Origin of the sequence: Arthrobacter sp. MYb221 (genome assembly GCF_002979835.1) — a bacterium.
Taxonomy (GTDB): Bacteria; Actinomycetota; Actinomycetes; order Actinomycetales; family Micrococcaceae; genus Glutamicibacter.
Genome location: NZ_PCPW01000017.1, coordinates 23,768 through 42,187 on the forward strand (window position 1 = coordinate 23,768; position 18,420 = coordinate 42,187).

20 protein-coding genes are annotated in these 18,420 nt (G+C 58.5%); 13 read left to right on the forward strand and 7 right to left on the reverse strand.

Annotated elements, in window-relative coordinates; translation table 11 throughout:
• Positions 1 to 41 precede the first annotated feature (41 nt).
• The 3 genes from ychF (at position 42) to CQ015_RS19625 (ending at position 2,338) form a co-directional block, all read left to right on the forward strand.
• Entirely contained in the window at positions 42 to 1,127 is a 1,086-nt protein-coding gene (ychF, locus tag CQ015_RS16510) for a redox-regulated ATPase YchF (protein ID WP_096283047.1), read from the forward strand.
• A 30-nt stretch (positions 1,128 to 1,157) separates the two neighbouring features.
• Positions 1,158 to 1,955, forward strand: a complete 798-nt coding sequence (locus CQ015_RS16515; protein WP_146114085.1) for a hypothetical protein — start codon at positions 1,158 to 1,160, stop codon at positions 1,953 to 1,955.
• Positions 1,956 to 2,200: 245 nt separating this feature from the next.
• Entirely contained in the window at positions 2,201 to 2,338 is a 138-nt protein-coding gene (locus CQ015_RS19625; RefSeq protein WP_374955698.1) for a type I restriction-modification system subunit M N-terminal domain-containing protein, read from the forward strand.
• 16 nt (positions 2,339 to 2,354) lie between these two features.
• Here CQ015_RS19625 and CQ015_RS19630 read toward each other — a convergent pair whose 3' ends face one another.
• Entirely contained in the window at positions 2,355 to 2,504 is a 150-nt protein-coding gene (locus tag CQ015_RS19630; RefSeq protein WP_258138737.1) for a hypothetical protein, read from the reverse strand.
• A gap of 132 nt (positions 2,505 to 2,636) precedes the next feature.
• Here CQ015_RS19630 and CQ015_RS19635 point away from each other — a divergent pair, with 132 nt between their 5' ends.
• The 10 genes from CQ015_RS19635 to CQ015_RS16585 all read left to right on the forward strand — a co-directional run bounded on the left by CQ015_RS19635 (position 2,637) and on the right by CQ015_RS16585 (position 13,798).
• Positions 2,637 to 2,828 (forward strand): hypothetical protein, encoded by a 192-nt coding sequence (locus CQ015_RS19635; protein ID WP_258138739.1) that lies wholly within the window; start codon positions 2,637 to 2,639, stop codon positions 2,826 to 2,828.
• Positions 2,829 to 3,215: 387 nt separating this feature from the next.
• On the forward strand, positions 3,216 to 3,551 hold the full coding sequence (locus tag CQ015_RS16535; RefSeq protein WP_258138741.1) for a hypothetical protein: 336 nt from the start codon (positions 3,216 to 3,218) through the stop codon (positions 3,549 to 3,551).
• Between the two features lie 408 nt (positions 3,552 to 3,959).
• The gene (locus CQ015_RS16540) at positions 3,960 to 4,223 is read left to right on the forward strand and encodes a hypothetical protein (protein ID WP_105650665.1); all 264 of its coding nucleotides are present in this window, start codon (positions 3,960 to 3,962) and stop codon (positions 4,221 to 4,223) included.
• Positions 4,224 to 4,500: 277 nt separating this feature from the next.
• Positions 4,501 to 5,952: a DUF2971 domain-containing protein gene (locus tag CQ015_RS16545; RefSeq protein WP_105650666.1), complete on the forward strand. Its 1,452-nt coding sequence runs from the start codon at positions 4,501 to 4,503 to the stop codon at positions 5,950 to 5,952.
• A gap of 476 nt (positions 5,953 to 6,428) precedes the next feature.
• A complete protein-coding gene (locus CQ015_RS19495; protein WP_258138744.1) occupies positions 6,429 to 6,551 on the forward strand; it encodes a hypothetical protein in 123 nt (40 codons plus the stop codon).
• Between the two features lie 1,583 nt (positions 6,552 to 8,134).
• On the forward strand, positions 8,135 to 8,644 hold the full coding sequence (locus tag CQ015_RS16555; RefSeq protein WP_105650668.1) for a peptide-methionine (S)-S-oxide reductase: 510 nt from the start codon (positions 8,135 to 8,137) through the stop codon (positions 8,642 to 8,644).
• 536 nt (positions 8,645 to 9,180) lie between these two features.
• On the forward strand, positions 9,181 to 9,462 hold the full coding sequence (locus tag CQ015_RS16565; RefSeq protein ID WP_105650670.1) for a type II toxin-antitoxin system RelE/ParE family toxin: 282 nt from the start codon (positions 9,181 to 9,183) through the stop codon (positions 9,460 to 9,462).
• Positions 9,449 to 9,751 carry a HigA family addiction module antitoxin gene (locus CQ015_RS16570; RefSeq protein WP_105650671.1) on the forward strand — a complete coding sequence of 101 codons (303 nt, stop codon included), beginning with the start codon at positions 9,449 to 9,451 and terminating at the stop codon, positions 9,749 to 9,751. Before CQ015_RS16565 ends, CQ015_RS16570 begins: the two co-directional genes overlap by 14 nt.
• Before the next feature lie 659 nt (positions 9,752 to 10,410).
• Positions 10,411 to 11,751, forward strand: a complete 1,341-nt coding sequence (locus CQ015_RS16580) for a DUF262 domain-containing protein (protein WP_105650672.1) — start codon at positions 10,411 to 10,413, stop codon at positions 11,749 to 11,751.
• Position 11,752: 1 nt separating this feature from the next.
• Entirely contained in the window at positions 11,753 to 13,798 is a 2,046-nt protein-coding gene (locus CQ015_RS16585; protein WP_181150452.1) for a DUF262 domain-containing protein, read from the forward strand.
• A 467-nt stretch (positions 13,799 to 14,265) separates the two neighbouring features.
• On the opposite strand, the gene CQ015_RS16590 is transcribed toward CQ015_RS16585, so the two are convergent.
• The 6 genes from CQ015_RS16590 to CQ015_RS16615 all read right to left on the reverse strand — a co-directional run bounded on the left by CQ015_RS16590 (position 14,266) and on the right by CQ015_RS16615 (position 18,355).
• On the reverse strand, positions 14,266 to 14,481 hold the full coding sequence (locus CQ015_RS16590) for a hypothetical protein (RefSeq protein ID WP_105650674.1): 216 nt from the start codon (positions 14,479 to 14,481) through the stop codon (positions 14,266 to 14,268).
• 236 nt (positions 14,482 to 14,717) lie between these two features.
• On the reverse strand, positions 14,718 to 15,485 hold the full coding sequence (locus tag CQ015_RS16595) for an SCO1664 family protein (RefSeq protein ID WP_105650675.1): 768 nt from the start codon (positions 15,483 to 15,485) through the stop codon (positions 14,718 to 14,720).
• A complete protein-coding gene (locus tag CQ015_RS16600) occupies positions 15,485 to 16,045 on the reverse strand; it encodes a DUF3090 domain-containing protein (RefSeq protein ID WP_105553054.1) in 561 nt (186 codons plus the stop codon). Before CQ015_RS16600 ends, CQ015_RS16595 begins: the two co-directional genes overlap by 1 nt.
• A 9-nt stretch (positions 16,046 to 16,054) precedes the next feature.
• A complete protein-coding gene (locus CQ015_RS16605) occupies positions 16,055 to 16,762 on the reverse strand; it encodes a histidine phosphatase family protein (RefSeq protein ID WP_105650676.1) in 708 nt (235 codons plus the stop codon).
• 136 nt (positions 16,763 to 16,898) lie between these two features.
• The gene (locus CQ015_RS16610; protein ID WP_105650677.1) at positions 16,899 to 17,981 is read right to left on the reverse strand and encodes a hypothetical protein; all 1,083 of its coding nucleotides are present in this window, start codon (positions 17,979 to 17,981) and stop codon (positions 16,899 to 16,901) included.
• Positions 17,978 to 18,355, reverse strand: a complete 378-nt coding sequence (locus CQ015_RS16615) for a PadR family transcriptional regulator (RefSeq protein ID WP_105553051.1) — start codon at positions 18,353 to 18,355, stop codon at positions 17,978 to 17,980. The genes CQ015_RS16610 and CQ015_RS16615 overlap by 4 nt, the downstream gene beginning before the upstream one ends.
• Between the last annotated feature and the right edge of the window lie 65 nt (positions 18,356 to 18,420).

The following is an 18,420-nucleotide window of genomic DNA, read 5'->3' on the forward strand; positions in this document are numbered from 1 at the left end:
TCATTTCCCGCATCTCCTAAGCAAAGGTAGAATTTCCTCCCGTGGCTCTTACTATCGGAATCGTCGGACTGCCCAACGTCGGCAAGTCCACCATGTTCAACGCGCTGACCCGTGCCCAGGTGCTGGCGGCCAACTACCCGTTCGCGACCATCGAACCCAATGTGGGCGTCGTCCCGCTGCCGGACGCGCGGCTGAAGGTGCTCTCCGGAATCTTCGGTTCCGAGCGCATCCTGCCGGCCACCGTGTCCTTCGTGGACATCGCCGGCATCGTCAAGGGCGCCTCGGAGGGTGAAGGCCTGGGCAATAAGTTCCTCGCCACCATCCGTGAAGCCGACGCGATCTGCCAGGTCACCCGCGCGTTCGTCAACGACGACGTGATCCACGTGAACGGCAAGGTCGACCCGGCCTCGGATATCGAGACGATCGCCACCGAGCTGATCCTCGCCGATATGCAGACCATCGAGAACCAGCTGCCGCGCCTGGAGAAGGAGCTGCGCACCAAGAAGATCGAGAAGTCCTTCGTGGACGCGGTGCTCAATGCGCAGAAGATCCTCGAAGAGGGCAAGACCCTGTACTCCGCGGCCAAGACCGACGGGGTGGATCTCGAAGAGCTCGCCCCGATGCAGCTGATGACCACCAAGCCATTCATCTACGTGTTCAACACCGATGAAGCCGGACTGGCCGACACCGAGATGCAGGCCAAGCTCTCGGCGCTGGTCGCCCCGGCCGAGGCGATCTTCCTGGACGCGCAGTTCGAGGCCGAACTCGCCGAGCTGGAAGAAGACGAAGCCGAAGAGATGATGGAAGATGCGGGCATCGTCGAGTCCGGTCTGGGCAAGCTGGCTCGCGTCGGCTTCGACACCCTGGGCCTGCAGACCTACCTGACCGCTGGTCCGAAGGAAACCCGCGCCTGGACCATCAACAAGGGCGCCACCGCTCCCGAGGCCGCCGGCGTCATCCACACCGACTTCCAGCGCGGCTTCATCAAGGCCGAGGTTGTCGGCTTCGAGGACCTGGTTGAGGTCGGCTCTATCGCCAACGCCAAGTCCGCGGGCAAGGCGCGCATCGAAGGCAAGGAATACATCATGAAGGACGGCGACGTGGTTGAATTTAGGTTCAATGTCTAGCGGAATAGCGTCTGCGGGCCAAGGCAAGAAGTGACCGCTGATACGGCGCGACGCGTTGAGTTCGTTGTGTCGGTTCGGCGCGAAGTCGCAAGAAAAGCGATGTACATTTGCTCGAGCCCTGAGTGCCTGAGGGTGACCGGATTTCAGACAGCGAAGGGGAAGCCGAGGGCGGTCGCGCAAGCGGCGCACATCCTCCCGGCCGCAAAGTCCGGGCCGCGTCGGGATGCCGAAGTTGTCCTGCCTGACGGTACCAAGCTCAAGCAGGGGGACGAAGGGAATGCGATATGGCTCTGCCTTCCATGTCACGTTCGAGCCGACGCCGATCCCGAAGGTTTTCCTGCTGAACTGCTGCTGGCTTGGAAGCGGGAGCACGAAGAGCGCGCGTCGAGTCTCGTGGGGCTCGATCTGGAGCAGAGCCTGCTCAAACTTGGTGGGGTGCGTCAGTCGCATGACCTGGCGCGAGACCTCTTATTGTGGCTTGACGGCCACCGGTTCATGTACGTCGATGGTTCCTGTGAGTTCCCCGCAGAAGTTCGCAGCGCACTGGATTCCCTGAGGGTCAAACTGGTTCAACTGCGCGCGAGCGTTTACGACATGGACACTCGCTTCGGTAAAGCTTTGCAGGGGATTGAAACGGCTGTACTGAGGTTCTTTGCAGAGCTGTCCGACGTCCGTATCGACGAGATAGTCGTGACGTCAGGAGTTTCAGATTTCGAGCTTTTCTCGCAATCACTTGAGCAACTGCGCCAGGAGATAAAGGTACAGATCTTGCCCCTTGCGCGAGAAGAGGGTTTCAAATTCACTCGTATACGGGTGGGCGACGAGTAACGTCGACTGAGCGGAGTTCCAAGGAGACCGTGTACGCCTAGATCGCCTAACGTTCCGTGTCGGCACGCGAGGTTGGTGGGCTCTGGAAGTTACAGACCAGGGAGGTCGACGTCTGGGGCCGGAGCGGCAGCGCTGCGATCCCTGACCCGGGCGGTGGCAGCGGAAACCCCTGAGCAGTGATGACGGGCCCGGGAAGCCTGTCCTCGGCCGAAGATAAAAGAATCTGAACGTAGAAAGATTAAACTGTGGAGCTAAAGAAATCAGATCTGTACTCCTCGCTCTGGAGCAGCGCTGACGAGCTGCGTGGTTCGATGGTCGCCAGCCAGTACAAGGATTACGTCCTCACCCTCCTGTTCGTGAAATACGTCTCGGACAAGGCTTGAGGCCGACAATGCATCGCTAATCTACGTCCTCGACGACGGTTCTTTCGACAACCTGATCTCCCTCAAGGGCAAGCCCGACGTCGGCGAGAAGGTCAATATCGCCATTCGGCGTCTCGCCGAAGAGAACAATCTGCAGGGCGTCATCAACAACGCCAACTTCGACCATCCCTCTAAGCTAGGCTCAGGCAAGGACCTGCAAGTCAAGGTCTCGAACCTGATCGGCATCTTCCAGGACATAGACTTCACCGGCTCCAAAGCCGAGGGAGACGACCTGCTGGGTGATCCGTATGAGTACCTAATGAGGCACTTCGCCACCCAGTCCGGCAGAAGAAAGGGCCAATTTGGATGCCAGATCAAGATCAAGAAGACCAGTTCGATAGGGCGGAGCCGCTCAAGCCATCACGAACTGAGCCGCCAAGGGACGGGACAGCTAAGTCTGACCCCAATGAAGCGCGGAAGCTTGAGGAGGATGTCTGCGAACAGGTTATGAGCGATACTCCTACCCGTTGGCGGCGATTCAAGAAGCATCCAGCGGTCAAGACAGGTCTCGCCGTTGGCGGTGCTGCGGCTGTTGGTGCGCTCGCACTCTTGGCATGGAGGTCCCAAGAAGGAATCAAGCAGGCCAGCTCGGCTCTCATAGAGAATGTCCCGGAGTTTACGGCGACGTTCGAGAGCATCGGTAAGGAGGTCCCCAAGCAATCTCCGACCGAGCATGCGGTCAAGGCACACTCGCGTTTGCAGCACTACGGTCCTGGCCGAACTGAGGTAAAGATGGTCCCGATTCTGTCTTACACCCGTGGAGGCAACGCCTAGTAGGCGTATGGGGTGATGACTGTGTCGGGAAGTCCGGTTGCTCTAGTCGTCGGTGGTGATTCTTATGCCAGAGCACACTTCGGCGAGACTTATTGGGCGGTGGGTTTTGGATTTCTTTGATTTTCTTGTGAAGAAGGAAAAGAGCTGGGACGAGATCGATGCCAACAAGGGCGAAACGTCCCCTTGCCCCAATTGTGGGACTCCTCTGGAGAAGAGGTTTGTCTATTCCGAGCTGTACTGCCTTGCTTGTCACTACGGTCTAGAAAATGACGATGACGACGATGATGGTGTCAGCGAGACACTGAGTGTTTATGACGCAGCTCAGATATGGGCCTCAAACGGTAAGGATGAGGACTATATGTTCGGGTACTCCTGGGAGGAACTCGAAGCTGCGCTTTAGTATCTGAGATGCGTGCTGGCGCTTTTCGGAGTGGGTGCAGGTGAGGCCGCAAGCATATAGCTTGAATGGCCTCAGCACAACGTGTTCACCCTACTAAGGGTAAGTAGCGAGCAAGGGTGTTCGACGATGTATCGTGCCGACTGGGCAGTGGCTAGGCCACGTCCAATGTGAAATGGTCTGTGTTCGGCTGAAGTTTCTGAGCTTAGCCCCTTCCGGAAGTGTCACCTAAAAATGCCGGAACTATACGGGTCATGTCTGCGAATTGTTCCCTCTAGGAGCCTGTCGGCACCTCCGAAGGTATAGGAGACTAAATGTTATCCGGCTGCGGAACGTCTTGGAGTTCCGCCACAATCAGGCGTTTGCAGGCCTAGATTGCCTGCCAGCCCCCAGCGTGACAGAATCTCAGCCATGGGCATATTCGACTCCATTGCGCGCGGCTTGGGTAGCCTCCGCTTACTGTCCGACACGGAACTAGAGGATGAGCGTGAGGCGTTGAGGCAGCGCTACGTGTCCAGCGGGGATGTTGGCGAGGCGTCGAATCTCTACGACGAGCTGCACCGCTATGACGACGAGATGACGCGCCGTGCGAACAATGCCAATGAGTGCGAGAACCCGAACCCTCCAGAGCCTCGACACCGCGAGCACGGCTGGTACTTGCCGAACGACGACTGAACCGCTCAGACGGCAGTGAAGCGCGAATGCACCTTGACGACGGAATCCGACGTCCACGGTGCGCCGATTGCGGTTGTGAGGCCCTCGGCGTTGAGCGCGTCCGCCGGTCCACGACGGTTTAGCTCAGGTCGTACTCTGAGGTTGCACTGTTGTGAAACGTGGTGGTTGGATTCAGGGTCAATGTGGCGCTGCGTTCCTTTCTGGCACGAAGCTCTATTGGCTTCCCTTGCCCATAGAAAGGTAATGTGAACTCGTTGTCTGGAATCGGAGGACTAACTTGATCAACAGTGACGAAGCCGATGAATTTCTAGAGCAGGAGTTGGACAGCGCTCCAAAAGTGCTGACGTCAAGCCTCTATCACTACACGTCGTCGGACGCTGCCATTCTGGGAATTCTTGCCAACCGAAGTATTCGGATGTCGCCGTTCCAAGGGACGAATGATCTTTGGGAGTCAAGGCCTCTTTGGCCCAATCTTGAGGGTGAGCTTCGCCACAACGAAATTCCCGCAGACGGCTACTATTCAATTTGGGAAGACATTGACCGTTACATCCGCGGATATTCGAAGGTGGCGTGCTTCACGCAGGACTGGGAATTGCCGGATTCGCTAATGCATTCAGATGCGCTCCGTGGTTGGGCTCATTTGTCACTGTGGGCGCATTACGGAGCCGGTCATACGGGTGTCTGTCTTCGGTTCGATCGCGATCGGCTTGTAGCCGCTTTTGAGGCTGCACAGGAAAACGCCACCCATCAATTTTATGGACCCGTCCGGTATCGCCGGGCGGAATTTGGGGTCGGACCCCACGGCATTAGCCTTGAGCAGGCTGAGGAGTTCGGGATCGATGCCGTCGCGCTACGATACGCACACGTTCATCGCGACCGTGTCTTTTTTCGCAAGCACGCGGATTGGGCCAGTGAATCCGAATTCAGGCTGGTCCGAACAGACCTGTCCACGGAACCTCACTATTTCGACATCTCTAAAGCTCTCACTGGCGTCGTGCTAGGAGATGCTTTCCCGAACGATCGGATCCCAGCCTTGCTCACGATGCTGGCCGGCTTCGATGACGTAGAAGTGCTTCATATTGGCTTCCACAACCGCATTCTCGATCTGTATCCCCTTGAATCGCCGGCAGAGCCCGAGTCATTGCCCGGGCCGATGCTGGCGGCCACCTCAATTATTCAACCGCGACGCTCCGGTGATCTCACACAGCGGCTGAGATCGCTAGAAGAGATTGAACAAATCGCGGACATCGACCGTGAGGCAGTGATTCAGGCGGCGGAGCCCGTGCTCAAAATATGGCGTGAAGAGCTCATGGGACGGTCGGAGCTCATTTCTGCCTGGCCGGGCGTTGTCTTCAACACGTATCCAGGGTTAACTGCTATCCCGCCGGAAGGCCGGCGCAATCGGCCAGGGGTTCCGGGGGAATTCATTGCCTACGAGGCTGGGTTGATGATCGTAGGGGAGAACCAACCACAGCACACCTTCACTTGGGTCATGGCCCTCGCCATCCAGATTATGCCAAACGGTGCGGGGCGGCTTCACACGTGTATTACGACCGAAGAGTGGAGAAGTGAAGGTAACAATCAGCAGGAGCTCTACCGAGACTATCTCGAACCGGAAGCCCACGAGCTCCTGGCAGCGTCACGCCAAATTCTCGCGAGCCTGATTGCGGCGGTGCCAGCTGCCCGTCAAAAGTATGACGAACTCCGCGGGAAGACAACAGAACTTTAGCAACCTACCAGCCATCAGTCCGTATCTGGACCAAAGGTTATCCGGTTATGGAATGAGGTGAAATTTAGATTCATCGTCTAATTAAGTTCTGTTTCAACTCATATTGCCTGGTAAGAGTCGGTTCCGTTCCTGCAGGCCGAGGCGCGTGCGTATTTTGAAGTCGTCGACTAGGCTTTGGGACGTTGGCGGTACTTCCCGAGTGCCGCTTCGGATCGAGGGGACACATGGCGGATTCAGGTACGTGGTGCGACGCTCTGTACTTCCCGTTCGGCCGGCGTAAGTTCGGAGGGGTGCATTGCCGTCTGGAGCTTGGACACGATGGAGACCATTGGTGCGAAGCTGAGGACGAAATGGTTCCGTAGTCCCGTCGTCCACATGCCCGTCAGAGGGTTGTCTCTCGGGGCCGCTAAGTTAGTTGGCGAATCCAAGTTGTGTCCAGCCGGTCCACGTAAAGTGCAAACAATCAGGAGGTCAACATGGACAAAGTAGAATTGCAAGCCCGAATCGACGAACTCATGCGTCAGTATCACGATGAAGAGATCGACGGCGAGACCTATGCGAGGGAGATGATGGAGTTGACCACGTCCGCACAGGTATAGCCTGACGACGGCGGAACTGGCCAATCGCGCATAGGGCCGAGGAAGACCGTGTCGTCTACAAAGCCCCCTGACGACGGTCGTATCCTTTGGCGCTGAGCCTGGGCATCGCTTGCCCAGATAATACTCTGGGTGCACCCGAAGATGCCCACGTCCACGCTCACGGTGTTGTAATTGACGAGTTGGCTATAGGCGCTCGACCTCGCCCGGTAGGCTTGTGCTTTGCGGGCCTTGTGAGCGCCGAGCCTTTCCGTGCGCATGAATCATGCTCGATGTTTCCGGTAGTTTAGTATTTGTGGAGATTTTCAAGTGCACGCCGCTGCAGCTTGACCGCAACGGCAAAGGTGACCGTCCAAAGTAGGTTGGTTTGTATGGCGACGTCGTGGAGTTCTGCTTCAACGTTTAATCACGTTCGGGGCTAACGTCTCCTAACGTACGTTTCGGAATCGGCCCTGGGTGCTTCGGCAATCGGGGCCGTGACTGCGTGTACTTGGATCGATTTTCGTGCAGCAATTGATGTCCTTCGGTCTACTACATGCGTGTCACGGTGAACGCCACCAAGCTAACAACATGTAGCAGCCTCGAAGGTTGTGACTACTGCGGTCGCCCGCGTTGCCTCATGTAAATGGGCTCGCGTACGATTTAAGCACTAAGACCGGTTCCGCCTGCCTCGGTAGGTCCAGGGCCGGTCCTCATTTTTATCAGGCGGTGTTCGTGGGTGAGGATGTCAAAGAGTCCAAAGCATACGCCGAACAGGTGGAGATTTCCGCAGGTCGCGGTTTGGACGTGCGAGACCGGAGCTCTGCCGTCGCGATCTTTCGCAAGGCGAACTACTCCCGTTTGCGTGGCTATTGCAACCCGTTACGGATCCGGACTTCTTCGGGCCCTCAGGATGACGTCGACGCCCGTCTGCGCGCCGCTAAATTCGCGGTGCTGATACCCCTTACTTGCCGACCGCGCACTGCTCGGAGACGAGCTGGGCTGCATTGATCCCTGTGCCCAATGAGCCCTCGAAGCTCGGTCCGGCGATCGGTAGGCCAAATGGGCCAAGCGCTATGAATCCGAGCTAGACCAGTCTCGCGAGAACCTCGTTGGTCATCACCCGGAGCGAGTTCAATCCAAGCCCCTGTTGAAGAGAGATGCTAAGCCCATGCGACATCCCACCCGAGCAATCATTGCCACCACCGCTATCGCTGCACTCATCCTCCCATTGACCGCCTGCGATAGGTGGAGTACGAAATGCGATACGAAGAGCAGCTGCTCAATCATGATTCAAGGCGATCAATTCCATAAATTTCCGCGGCCCTACAACAGCGATCACGGGTTGCGCTCTGCGGACCGTATCCGTTTGCTGTCGGCAGTTGAAGGCGGCGAGGCCCACTTCCAAGCCGGCGGGATAGAACCAACTTGCACCCAGGGCAGTAGCTTCACAATCGTCGACACGACGATCACTTGTGACGTTGTAGGAGATGACCGGGTCGAACTGACAACAGTTCGTCAGAACAGGTAGCTACTCGGGAAAACCCTGGCTGACTTCCACTTCGCCCACTGATGGACTGCCGCGCAGGCGGCAGTAGGATCGGTATATGGATGCGGAGCGTGAGTTTGAGGAGCTTTATCTGGCCGGTGGCTGCCTCTGGGGTGTGCAGGCCTTTATCGCGACGCTGACCGGCGTGGCGTTCACCGAGGCTGGAAGGGCCAACGGCACTAGCCAGCGCATCGACGGCGACTATGACGGTTATGCCGAATGCGTACGAACACGATTCGATCCGACGGTTGTGAGTGTTGAGCAGCTGATGGCCTACCTCTTCGAGATCATCGACCCCTACAGCGTGAACAAACAGGGACCGGACCTCGGCAAGAAGTATCGCACTGGAGTGTATTCCACTACGCCGGTCCACCTCGAGCAGGCTCGGGCCTTCATCGCGGCATGGGATGATGCTGAGCGCATCGCCGTAGAGGTACTGGCACTTGCCAACTATGTGCGAAGCGCCGAAGAGCATCAGGATCGGCTCGCGCGTTTCCCTGAGGATTCCTGCCATCTTCCCGCAGAGCTGTTGACTAAGTACAAGGGGCAGGGCAACTTGCTCCGCTAAGAATCGCACCCTACCCTGAGTGAGGTATTCAGAAGCATCTAAAATTGGGAGGTATTTGACGTGAGAAAATTTTCGCGGCTTGCCATGCAGCGCGTGGCGTTATACCTCGGTATCTCCGTTGTTGGTATGGGATTGCTGATTGGAATGTATTGCCTCCTATCGGGTAGGTCGCCGGTAGAAGTCGTAGAGAACCTTTGGATTGCACTGTTTATCGCTTTATTTACGACTGTAGCGACCGCGTTGCGCGACCAACGGGAAGAGGAAGCCACTCGTTCTAAGAGAACGAATCGGAAGTGAAATGCGGCGTTCTCTCTGTTCTTACTGGACCACTTAGGCCAGTCGCCACTGAACTTACTGGGCGAGGACTCCGGGGGAGACTCAGACAAGGCCATCCGTGAGGCGAATGCACTGAGCGCTTCGCCGTGCCCGACCGCTAGAGCAAGCACCCACTTTCAGGATGTTGTGCGTACCGGAACGTGGCTGAATTCAGGTTTAACGTCTAGCGTTATTGACGCACTCCGTTATATGCTGGTGTTGTGATCAGATCGTTTGGCAGCAAGGAAACCGAGCGTCTGTGGCGTCGTGAGCGCGTGCCGTCCATTGATCCTCGGATTCTCCGGGTGACGTTGCGCAAGCTCCGCCAGGTGGGTTCCGCGACAAACTTGGACGACTTGCGAAGTCCGCCGGGCAATCGGCTCGAAGCCTTGAAAGGCGACCGGGTCGGCCAACACAGCATACGTGTCAATGACCAATGGCGGATTTGCTTCAGATGGACAGCCGCCGGACCAGAGGAGGTGGAGATCGTTGACTACCACTGACAAGATGGAGCCCATCCATCCGGGTGAGGTCCTCATGGAGGACTTCATCGAGGGATTCGGAATTACGCAGAACAAGCTCGCCGTGTCGATCGGAGTGCCACCGCGGCGCATTAACGAGATCGTGCACGGCAAGCGTGGGATCTCGGCAGATACCGCGTTGCGGCTTGCGAAGTACTTCGGCACATCGGCGGATTTCTGGATCAACCTGCAGAGCCACTACGAGCTCGATCGTGCAGAGGACATCGCAGGGGAGCAGATCGCTTTGATCACGCCACTGCAGGTTGCATGAACGGAGGTGCGTGGGCCGCAGGGCCTGCTAGGCACGTGCCAATTCACGTCGCGCGTCTGCTCGCCACGGTTCCCCAGTAGTTCGGGCAACCGGAGTCCAGCGCCGAGTACATTGAGGCCGCACGCTTCAGGGAGCGGTAGACGGTTCGCGATTCCCGGGGACGGATCTTCGGGGTTACGCTGATAGATCGCCACATCTCGCGGTTGTCGACCGCGCAGTTCACGGTTCGGGCCCAGGTAAGGCGATGCGCAGAGCCATCGAGGATGACGCTGCTCACCGCGGGGACCGCCGGCTGGAAGCGGAGACGCTCACATCCTCTCATTCGGATCTCGGATATGCGCACACGCGCTATCTACGAGAAGTGGGGGAATCTTGCCGCTGGAGGCGGCAGACCTATGAGGTGAAGGCACACTCTGACTGATCATGTTGAAGCCGGTTTCTTGCGCATCGGCTGCTTTTTGGCACTCCGGGAGCAAAGAATTGACGGCTCTAGATCCAAAATCGGTCAAATGCCGCTGACCTCCATTCTCCTAGGCGTCGTCAATGCCCTCTGGTGCCCTGATGCGTTGCTCTGGCATGTACTCGTTTTCGTATTGAAAGGTGTAATATCTCACCCGACCAGTGGTTTAGCGTCCTACTAATCGTCTACAGTCGAAATTATGGCGATTAACAGAGAGATGCTGCAGTTCGTCTCCATCGAGGAGCTGCTAGGCATTCACGCACCTGATCTGCGCATCCCCGATTTTCAGCGACCTTACTCCTGGACCCCACGCATCGCGGCACAGCTATTCACGGATGTTGGTGAGGCGCTCGACGGCAGGCCTGAGCATTCGTACATCTTGGGCACCGTCATTCTCCTGAAGCGCCCGCACGAGTCGCATTTCGAGGTGGTCGATGGCCAACAACGAATCCTGACCCTCCATCTGCTGAGGGCGCTTCTTCGCGGCCAGAGAATCCCCCAGCTCCAGTCAGGCGACACCCCGATCCATCACGTCCATCAGGAACTCTCGCGACGGGTCTCTGACCTCGAACGATCTCCGGGGCGCCTCGACAAGTACCGGGATTTTCTAGACTCCAAGGCCAGAGTGCTGAAGATCGTCACCGACGACGAGGATGAGGCGTTCCAGTTCTTCGACTCACAGAACTTCCGAGGCAAATCACTGCGACCGCACGACTTGCTAAAGGCCTTCCACCTGCGAGAGATGGCAGATGCCAGCACGAGCGAGCAACGCGCCGTGGTTGAGCAATGGGAGAAGGCCGACGAGAACGCTCTGGACCGGCTCTTCGGCACCTACCTGGCCCGCATACACTGGTGGAGCCGCAACATGCCAGCCCATGCTTTTACCGCCGATGACCTCGATCTCTTCAAGGGAGTCGGTAGGTCCACCCGCCGTTTGCCGGGGGCCGAATACCATCGCGCTGCCAAGACAGTGCTTCCCGGGCTGCAGGAATGGTCCTACCCAGATGCTGACGCGGTGACTCGCAGAGATCTCAAGCGCGCCCAGCACCAGCTCGATGCGCCAGTTGCTGCAGGCAAGTCCTTCTTCCACTACGCCACGTTTATGCTCGAGGAATATGAGCGGCTGGACGAGATGCTTTTCTCCGACGTCAATACGGCCGGCCTCACGAGTGCGGAACTTACGGTCTTCCACGATGGGGCGCGATTCAGGTACTGCCGGGAGCTATACGTCGCCGTGGCGCTGTACTACACGAACAAATACTCAGAGGATGATATGCCGCAAGTACGACGCCACCTCTTCCGCTGGGCCTACGCTCTCAGGCTGGTGTACGAGCGTCTGGGTTGGAGATCCGCGGACAACTATGCGCGAGGGATCAGTAACAACATGGAAAGCCTGAACGAGGTGAACCTGTTCTCCGCCATCCGCGATAGTCTCGATCCGCGGGAGATCGAGCTGGAGAACTTGATCGCACCGAACACGGCCCGGAGCGGCAACTCAGATGACGCACGCCTCCTCACTCTGCTCAAGGAGTCCCGCTGAAATGACACAGCCCACCGCCCAGCATGAGGTCCAAGCCATCCCTGTCGGACAACTGTTCGGCCCGGATGCTCCCAGCTATTCGATCCCCCTCTACCAGCGTAATTACACCTGGGGCGAGGAACAGATACACCGCCTGATCCACGATGTCCTCGACGAGGCCGAGCAGGAGGAAGCTAAGGATTACTTCCTTGGCAATCTTGTGGTCGCCACTGCGCAACGGGCCGACGAACCGCTTGATGTGATCGACGGACAGCAGCGCCTGACCACGTTGTACATCCTGCTGGTCAAGCTCTCTTCCCGGCCAGAACTGAAAGATCTTATCGGTACGCTTCAGCCGCTCACCTATGAGGCGAGGGAGAAGGCCACCCGCGCTTTGCGCGGCATATTCGATATGCGCGATGAGCAGTCGGAAGACGAAATTGGTCGAGAAGATTCCGGTATCCTCCGTGCTTCGGTGATCATCGAACAACTACTGGCCAGCGGGGCTTACGGTGGCCGTTTACAGGAACCCTTGGTGATCAACTATCTGCTCACCAGGGTCCTCGTCGTCCGCATGCCGATCGAGCCGAGCACCGATCTGAACCGGTACTTCGAGGTCATGAACACACGCGGTACGCAGCTCAGTCCTGTGGACATCGTCAAGGCACGGCTTCTCCGCTACCTGCCTGACCCCCGCGATCGCACCTTGCTGAACCGCGTCTGGACAGCATGCTCCGATATGGAACACTATGTGGCGATGAGCGCCACCGCCGGAAATACCGCCCAACGTGCAGAAGTCTTCGGACCAGACTGGGATCGGATACCAACAAGAGATTTCTCGTGTTTACGTGACCAGCTCACCGACGCCACCTCCGAAACAGCCTCGCCTGCCGAGAACGACACTTCAAGCACACCAGTATCGACCGCGCTGACGCTCGACGATGCGGTGGCTGCCTACTCCCAGACCACGGTCGCGACAGAGCTACAAAATGCCGACGGTGGTGAGCGATTCACATCGCAGATCACCTTCCCGACTCTGCTCTTGCAAGTTCTCGCAGTGAAGGGTGCAGGAAGCGGCTCTGCGCGGCAAGACGATCGACAGCTCGATGACAAACTGCTAGTTCAGCGCTTCTCAGCTCGCCTCGATTCACTGCAGTCGTCGGCACGGATCGACTGGGTGCGCAATTTCACCACTGACCTGCTGCGGATCCGGTTCCTGTTCGATCATTTCATTCTCAAGCGTGACGCGACTCTGACCACCGGGCACGAATCCACCACGGACGAGGAACCTGGCAGCTGGTCGTTGTACCGACTCGCGCGAGGAACGTCCCGACGCGGCAGCAATGGGCAAGACACGCCCCGATACCCCTCGACCTTCGCCGCAGACGAATCTGGTGCCGGCCCGCGTAGTTTGCACCGACGGATACTGCTGCTGCAGTCGGCGCTAAGGATCACTTACACCTCCCCTCGAACAATGCACTGGATGACCGACGCACTGCGTTACGTCACCGATCTTGCGGATCAGGATGAGCCAATCACAGCTCAGGGATTCCTCCGCCGTCTCGAGTTCTATGCACATGAGCGTCTGCGCCAGGCGATGACCCCGGATCCGGACAAGGATGCGACCAGCCCGGATGGGATGGCGCTCGGTTTTTCCATCCCGCGTATCGTGTTCACATACCTGGACTACCTGCTGGTGGAAGAGATGGCCCAATGGGACTTCACCTTCAGTTACCGCACCTCCGTGGAGCACTTTTCTCCGAGCACCGAGGACATCGAGCACTCCTCCTTCGCGTACCGCTTGGAGGACCGGCACCTTCTCGACTGGCTCGGGAACTTGGCTCTGGTCACTGTAAGCACCAACTCGAAGTTCAGCAACTACCTCCCTGTGCAGAAGGCGAACAACCTCGATGCCCGCCGACAGAGCCTGAAGCTCGAACTGATGGCACGGCGAGCGGAGACTGGGAGCTGGAACGACGCAGATGTGCGTGAACATCATGAGGAGATGATGGAGTTGTTGCGCCGAGCACTTGCCGGAGAGCGAGCTCGATCAGTTTCTGATATCTGATCGTTCCCGTTTTAGCCCTGAGGAATTTTGCACTCGTGACCATGAATTCACGGATTGAATTTATGCACGCCGGTGATGTGTAAGCCTGATGCGACCTTCGTGAAGAATTCGTCGTCGTCTTGGATCCGTGCACTCACAAAATGTGTATAGCCGTGCTCGCCATAAACTTCAACGGCAACACATCTGCCAAGCCTCCCATATCACCTGTTCTCCGACCGTTGCCATCATTGGATCCCATACGACGCCATCTGGAGAGTATTGCTCGTTGAGGTGTAGTTCGTGCATAACGATCGCCACAAACCATTCCAGAACCTGAGCCGTGGGCCAGACGATCCTGGTGATCTATCCGCTCATCCCACCGAATGCAGAGAGCCCCCGGAGCTCGTCGACAACGTGCTAATTCGCGTGGGCTTCCGAGATCAGCGGTGACGTAAGATCGGGCACGTTAATGTCCGGGAGAGTCATCTTCAGCGCCACTGTTCACAATTGAAGCGGAGGCGCTGGCGATGTACAGGCGTCCGTTCCACTTCTCCGGGAATGAAGCGATATATCCCGGCCATACGAGAACACAATTCGCGGCCTACTTTCATCTGGTCTTCGGGTTTGGTCTCCAGGAGTTGTTGCATGGCCGTGGCGCTTTCGATGACTGAAATAGTCTTGGGCCAGACAGCAAACTTTGTCATTACGTCAAGGTTAGAATTCGTTCGGATTCGTGTGTTTTTGGGAGATCACCAAGCCCTCCTATGCGGCAATTTCCATGTGCGAATGTGCGCTCAAATTCAACGCTTTAATGCGAGTGGCGGATAGATAATTTCAGCAAGGCCGACTAGGGATGCAAGCTACCGGCCTTGAGGACAATTATCGAGCCGTTTGGTCCATGGTCGAAGAAGAGAGTGACGGCCGCTGTCATTGCATTTTCTTAGAACAGCGGCCATGGAACTGCTGGCATCTCACCGCTCGGTGCCGGAAACCGCCCTGCCGAGCTCAACTTGGCGCAGCGCGCGGCGAGAGATGCGAGTTCTTCGGCGCTGAGCAACTCCGCCAGGCTTTGGCCCAGTTCACCGTGCAGCCCTTCGCTGACACGGTTTATGCCCGCTTCTTCCTCGGCGGTTAGCGCCTCTCCCCGCCATCCCCACAGCACCGTGCGCAGCTTGTGCTCATGGTGAAAGGTGAGCCCGTGGTCCACGCCGTGCCGGTGACCGTCGGCCAGGGCGAGGATGTGGTCGCCCTTGCGGTCGGCGTTGTTGACGATGACGTCGAACACCGCCATGCGTCGCAGAGACGGCGAGTCTTCGTGAACGAGGGAGACCGCTCGTCCGCTCTCATCTTGTCCCTGGAGAACTTGTTTCCAACCAGCTGCCGGTACATGCTCCGACGCGATAAGGTTCACGGCATCTTGGGCGGGGTCCGGCTCCTGCCAAAGCTGCACCATGCCAACGCCGAGCGGGCCATCGCGCAGCCATGTGCGGGGCACCACGTCCCAGCCGAGGGCCTGCGAGACCTGGTAGGCGGCCACCTCCCGGTGGGCCAGCGTTCCCTGGGGGAAATCCCACAGCGGGCTTTCGCCGGCGATCGGCTTGTAGACGACCACCGTCTCGCCGATGCTGCCTAGAAAGGTGGCGTTTGACGCGGTGGTGATGCGGCCGGTGAGCGCCAACTCGGCTTCCATGAGTTCAGGAGATTGCATTAGACCTCGGGAAGGGTGCAGGTGTGTCCGTCAGCGTCCACGGGATAGCCGCACAGCAGGCACATCGGACGCCCGGCATCTACGATCTCGCGGGTGCGCTTGGCGAATGCGCGGGCGGTGCCCACCGGCATCCGGACGCGCAGCATTTCGGTCTCCTCAGCCTCGTCGGGGTGAAGCGACTCCTCGCCGAGCTGCGCATCGGGATCTTCCTCGACGAGGGGATGGGCCTCGATCACGATCTGGGACGTGGAGGGGTCCCAGCCCAGGCTCATTGCGCCGGCGCGGAACTGCTCCTGGTCCTCCTCAATCGGGTCATTGTCGACAAGTTCAGGGGGAGTTCCGGTGGGAATGCTGAACGGGTTGCCGTCGACGGTGAGGAGCTGGTCGAGAATGTCATCGATATTCTCCGCGAGCTGAGCCGACTGCTGCTTTTCCAGCACGATGCTCACAAGCTGCTTGCCCGCGCGCACCTGCAGGTAGAACGTACGCGACCCTGGAAGGCCGGTGACGCCAACGACGACCCGATCGGGCCAGGAAAATTCGTGAATACGTGTAGGCATATAAATATTCTAGGCTCCTGAAGTACGTGGTGTCTGTTGCCCTGCGCCGCCGCCCACCGGGGCATCTGCCGAGTGGAGGCCTTTGGCCAGCCACGACAGATCACCCGCATCGGTGTTCATCGCGTAGACGCTTGGCCGGCCAGCGCCGTAGCGCACGATCGAGATGGAGGCTGGGCCCACGTTGATGCGCTGGAACAGGTCAAGGTGCATGCCGAGCGCGTCGGCGAGAACTGACTTGATGATATCCCCGTGGCTCACCGCAGCCCACACGGCCTCTGGGCCGTGCTCGGCTTCAAAGGCCGCATCGTGGCGTCGAATCGCCGCGACCGATCGCGCCTGCATCAGTGCCATGGATTCACCACCGGGAAAGGTGACTGCTGAGGGTTGCGACTGCACCACCGGCCAGAGGTCTTCGGCAGCCAGCTCGCTGAGCGTGCGGCCCTGCCACTGGCCGTAGTCGCATTCGGTGAGATCAAGATCGGTGGGCGCGTAGGGGGTGCCGGCCTGGCGGTCCAGAATGTACCGTGCGGTTTGCTGGCAGCGTTCCAGCGGGCTTGTGACCACCCCGGCTAAGGGCACCGGCGCGAGCCGCTCTCCGGCCAGTGCCGCCTGATCCATCCCGGTCTGATCCAGATTGACGCCGGACGCCCGGCCGGCCAGCAGGCCCGTGGCGTTGGCTGTGGTGCGGCCGTGCCGCACGAGAAGAACTGTTGCCATCCACCCAGCCTATCCATTTGCCATCGGCAAACACAGCAGCCGCTCCACTGTTGCCCGTGGCGGAATCATGCAACTGCAAGGCTTGGCGAAAGCTGGGCTTCGATGGCGGATGCGAACTCCGCGTTATTGCTCGACGTTACCGATTCTTGAAAGATGCCCGCCAGCTCTGCACTGCGTAGCAGAGGGTGCCGACCAGCAATGCTGCGAAAATCGTTGTCCGCCAGGTCACGAATGATTGCGCGTTGAGGATCGAAACCACGATGAGCGCCGCGATCAGTGCGCTGCCAGCTGTCCAGGCCCACGCCGCACGGCGTGCGCGATAGGGCTCATTCGGTGTGAAGCTGGCCGCATAGCTGGCCGGAGTGCCGAATTCCTCCTGCAGAGATGCCTCGGCCTCCGCGGCGTAGGCGCGGGTTTCGTTCACGATCACGCGAATCCGCCGGTCACTGAGATCACCACGAAGCCGGAGATTCGCCTGGAGCTCGCCCACCCATTCGTCTTGAGAAACTGCAGCGGCGTCCGGTGCGATGTGCGCGGCGGCCTTTAGCTTGCGCTTCAGGACGACGCCGATTGCGTAGTGAATGAGCACGTACAGCGGCACCGGTGCCAGATACCAAAGAACGCTTCCTGTCCCAGCCGAACCTTGCAAGAGCATGGCGAGAGAGCTGAGGGCAAGAGTGCCAACGATTAAGGACACCGCGGTCCAGACCATCGCCATCGGGCGCGTAAATTTGCGCACCGCCAGATTCCAAACTTGCACTAGGCCTATGGTTGCTGCTGCCAAGAAGAAGGGAAGGGCGAACATCATCCAGCTCAAGCGTGCTGTCCACCCGTCGTCGATCAGCGCAACAATGGTTACTGCCACGGTAATCAATGTCGCGCTGAAGCAGATGGCTTGCGTGAACTGCCCCGTCGAGAGCAATTCGTGCCGGTCGTAGGCGGGGGTTCCGGACTGCTGCCAGCGCTCCTGCTGTTCCTTGGCCCAGACCTTTGGATCGCCAAACAGGTCTTCCGCCGGTTCCTGCGCATCTCTGAGTACCGGCAAAAGCTTGATGAGTGTCTCTTTGGCGGTAGCAATCTTGACGCCGTCGAGCATGAGCCGCCCTGCAACGGTTCGCAGCCACTTAACGTCGCTTTCCGCTCCCCGGGCCGCACGAAATTCTTCGATGAGCCCGGTGAGATCAAGCTCGGTGAGTGGCTGAGGGGAATGCTGAGTCATGGCTGCTTTCCTTCGCGGTCCGAGTCGTTGTCAGTAGCTGGTTTTGGCGCGCTTAGCGATTCGGCTAGAGCATGCCAGGCTCGGCGTTCCTCTTGGAGCCTTGTCTGCCCGTGCGGAGTCAGTGCATAGTTGCGTTTTCCGGGGCCGTTCTGTCCTTGCTCCCATTGCGCGATCACGGCGCCATCGTTTTCCAAGCCGGTTAGCAACGGGTAGAGGGAGCCGCCCTTTGGACGTCCGAAGCCAAGTTCGTTAACTGCCTGCGCGATTCCGTACCCGTGCAGCGGCCCGTTCTCAAGACTGGCGAGAACGGCCGTTCCCAGCGCGGCACGAGTCCACGTTGACGGCCATTCCGGTTTCACCTCATCGTCGTTCATGTATCTAAGTATAATGTGTATCTAGATATTTGAATTACGAAAGTGGCGGTAACTGTTGTTTTGCC

What these genes read in the sequence shown, in the direction of transcription:
- CQ015_RS16595 (WP_105650675.1), bottom strand. Translation starts at nt 15,485, where the DNA reads ATGCAATCTCCTGAACTCATGGAAGCCGAGTTGGCGCTCACCGGCCGC.
- CQ015_RS16535 (WP_258138741.1), top strand. Translation starts at nt 3,216, where the DNA reads ATGCCAGAGCACACTTCGGCGAGACTTATTGGGCGGTGGGTTTTGGAT.
- CQ015_RS16605 (WP_105650676.1), bottom strand. Translation starts at nt 16,762, where the DNA reads ATGGCAACAGTTCTTCTCGTGCGGCACGGCCGCACCACAGCCAACGCC.
- CQ015_RS16555 (WP_105650668.1), top strand. Translation starts at nt 8,135, where the DNA reads ATGGATGCGGAGCGTGAGTTTGAGGAGCTTTATCTGGCCGGTGGCTGC.
- CQ015_RS19630 (WP_258138737.1), bottom strand. Translation starts at nt 2,504, where the DNA reads ATGGTCGAAGTTGGCGTTGTTGATGACGCCCTGCAGATTGTTCTCTTC.
- CQ015_RS16615 (WP_105553051.1), bottom strand. Translation starts at nt 18,355, where the DNA reads ATGAACGACGATGAGGTGAAACCGGAATGGCCGTCAACGTGGACTCGT.
- CQ015_RS16590 (WP_105650674.1), bottom strand. Translation starts at nt 14,481, where the DNA reads ATGACAAAGTTTGCTGTCTGGCCCAAGACTATTTCAGTCATCGAAAGC.
- CQ015_RS16580 (WP_105650672.1), top strand. Translation starts at nt 10,411, where the DNA reads ATGGCGATTAACAGAGAGATGCTGCAGTTCGTCTCCATCGAGGAGCTG.
- CQ015_RS16540 (WP_105650665.1), top strand. Translation starts at nt 3,960, where the DNA reads ATGGGCATATTCGACTCCATTGCGCGCGGCTTGGGTAGCCTCCGCTTA.
- CQ015_RS16585 (WP_181150452.1), top strand. Translation starts at nt 11,753, where the DNA reads ATGACACAGCCCACCGCCCAGCATGAGGTCCAAGCCATCCCTGTCGGA.
- CQ015_RS16600 (WP_105553054.1), bottom strand. Translation starts at nt 16,045, where the DNA reads ATGCCTACACGTATTCACGAATTTTCCTGGCCCGATCGGGTCGTCGTT.
- CQ015_RS19495 (WP_258138744.1), top strand. Translation starts at nt 6,429, where the DNA reads ATGGACAAAGTAGAATTGCAAGCCCGAATCGACGAACTCATGCGTCAG.
- CQ015_RS16610 (WP_105650677.1), bottom strand. Translation starts at nt 17,981, where the DNA reads ATGACTCAGCATTCCCCTCAGCCACTCACCGAGCTTGATCTCACCGGG.
- CQ015_RS19635 (WP_258138739.1), top strand. Translation starts at nt 2,637, where the DNA reads ATGAGGCACTTCGCCACCCAGTCCGGCAGAAGAAAGGGCCAATTTGGA.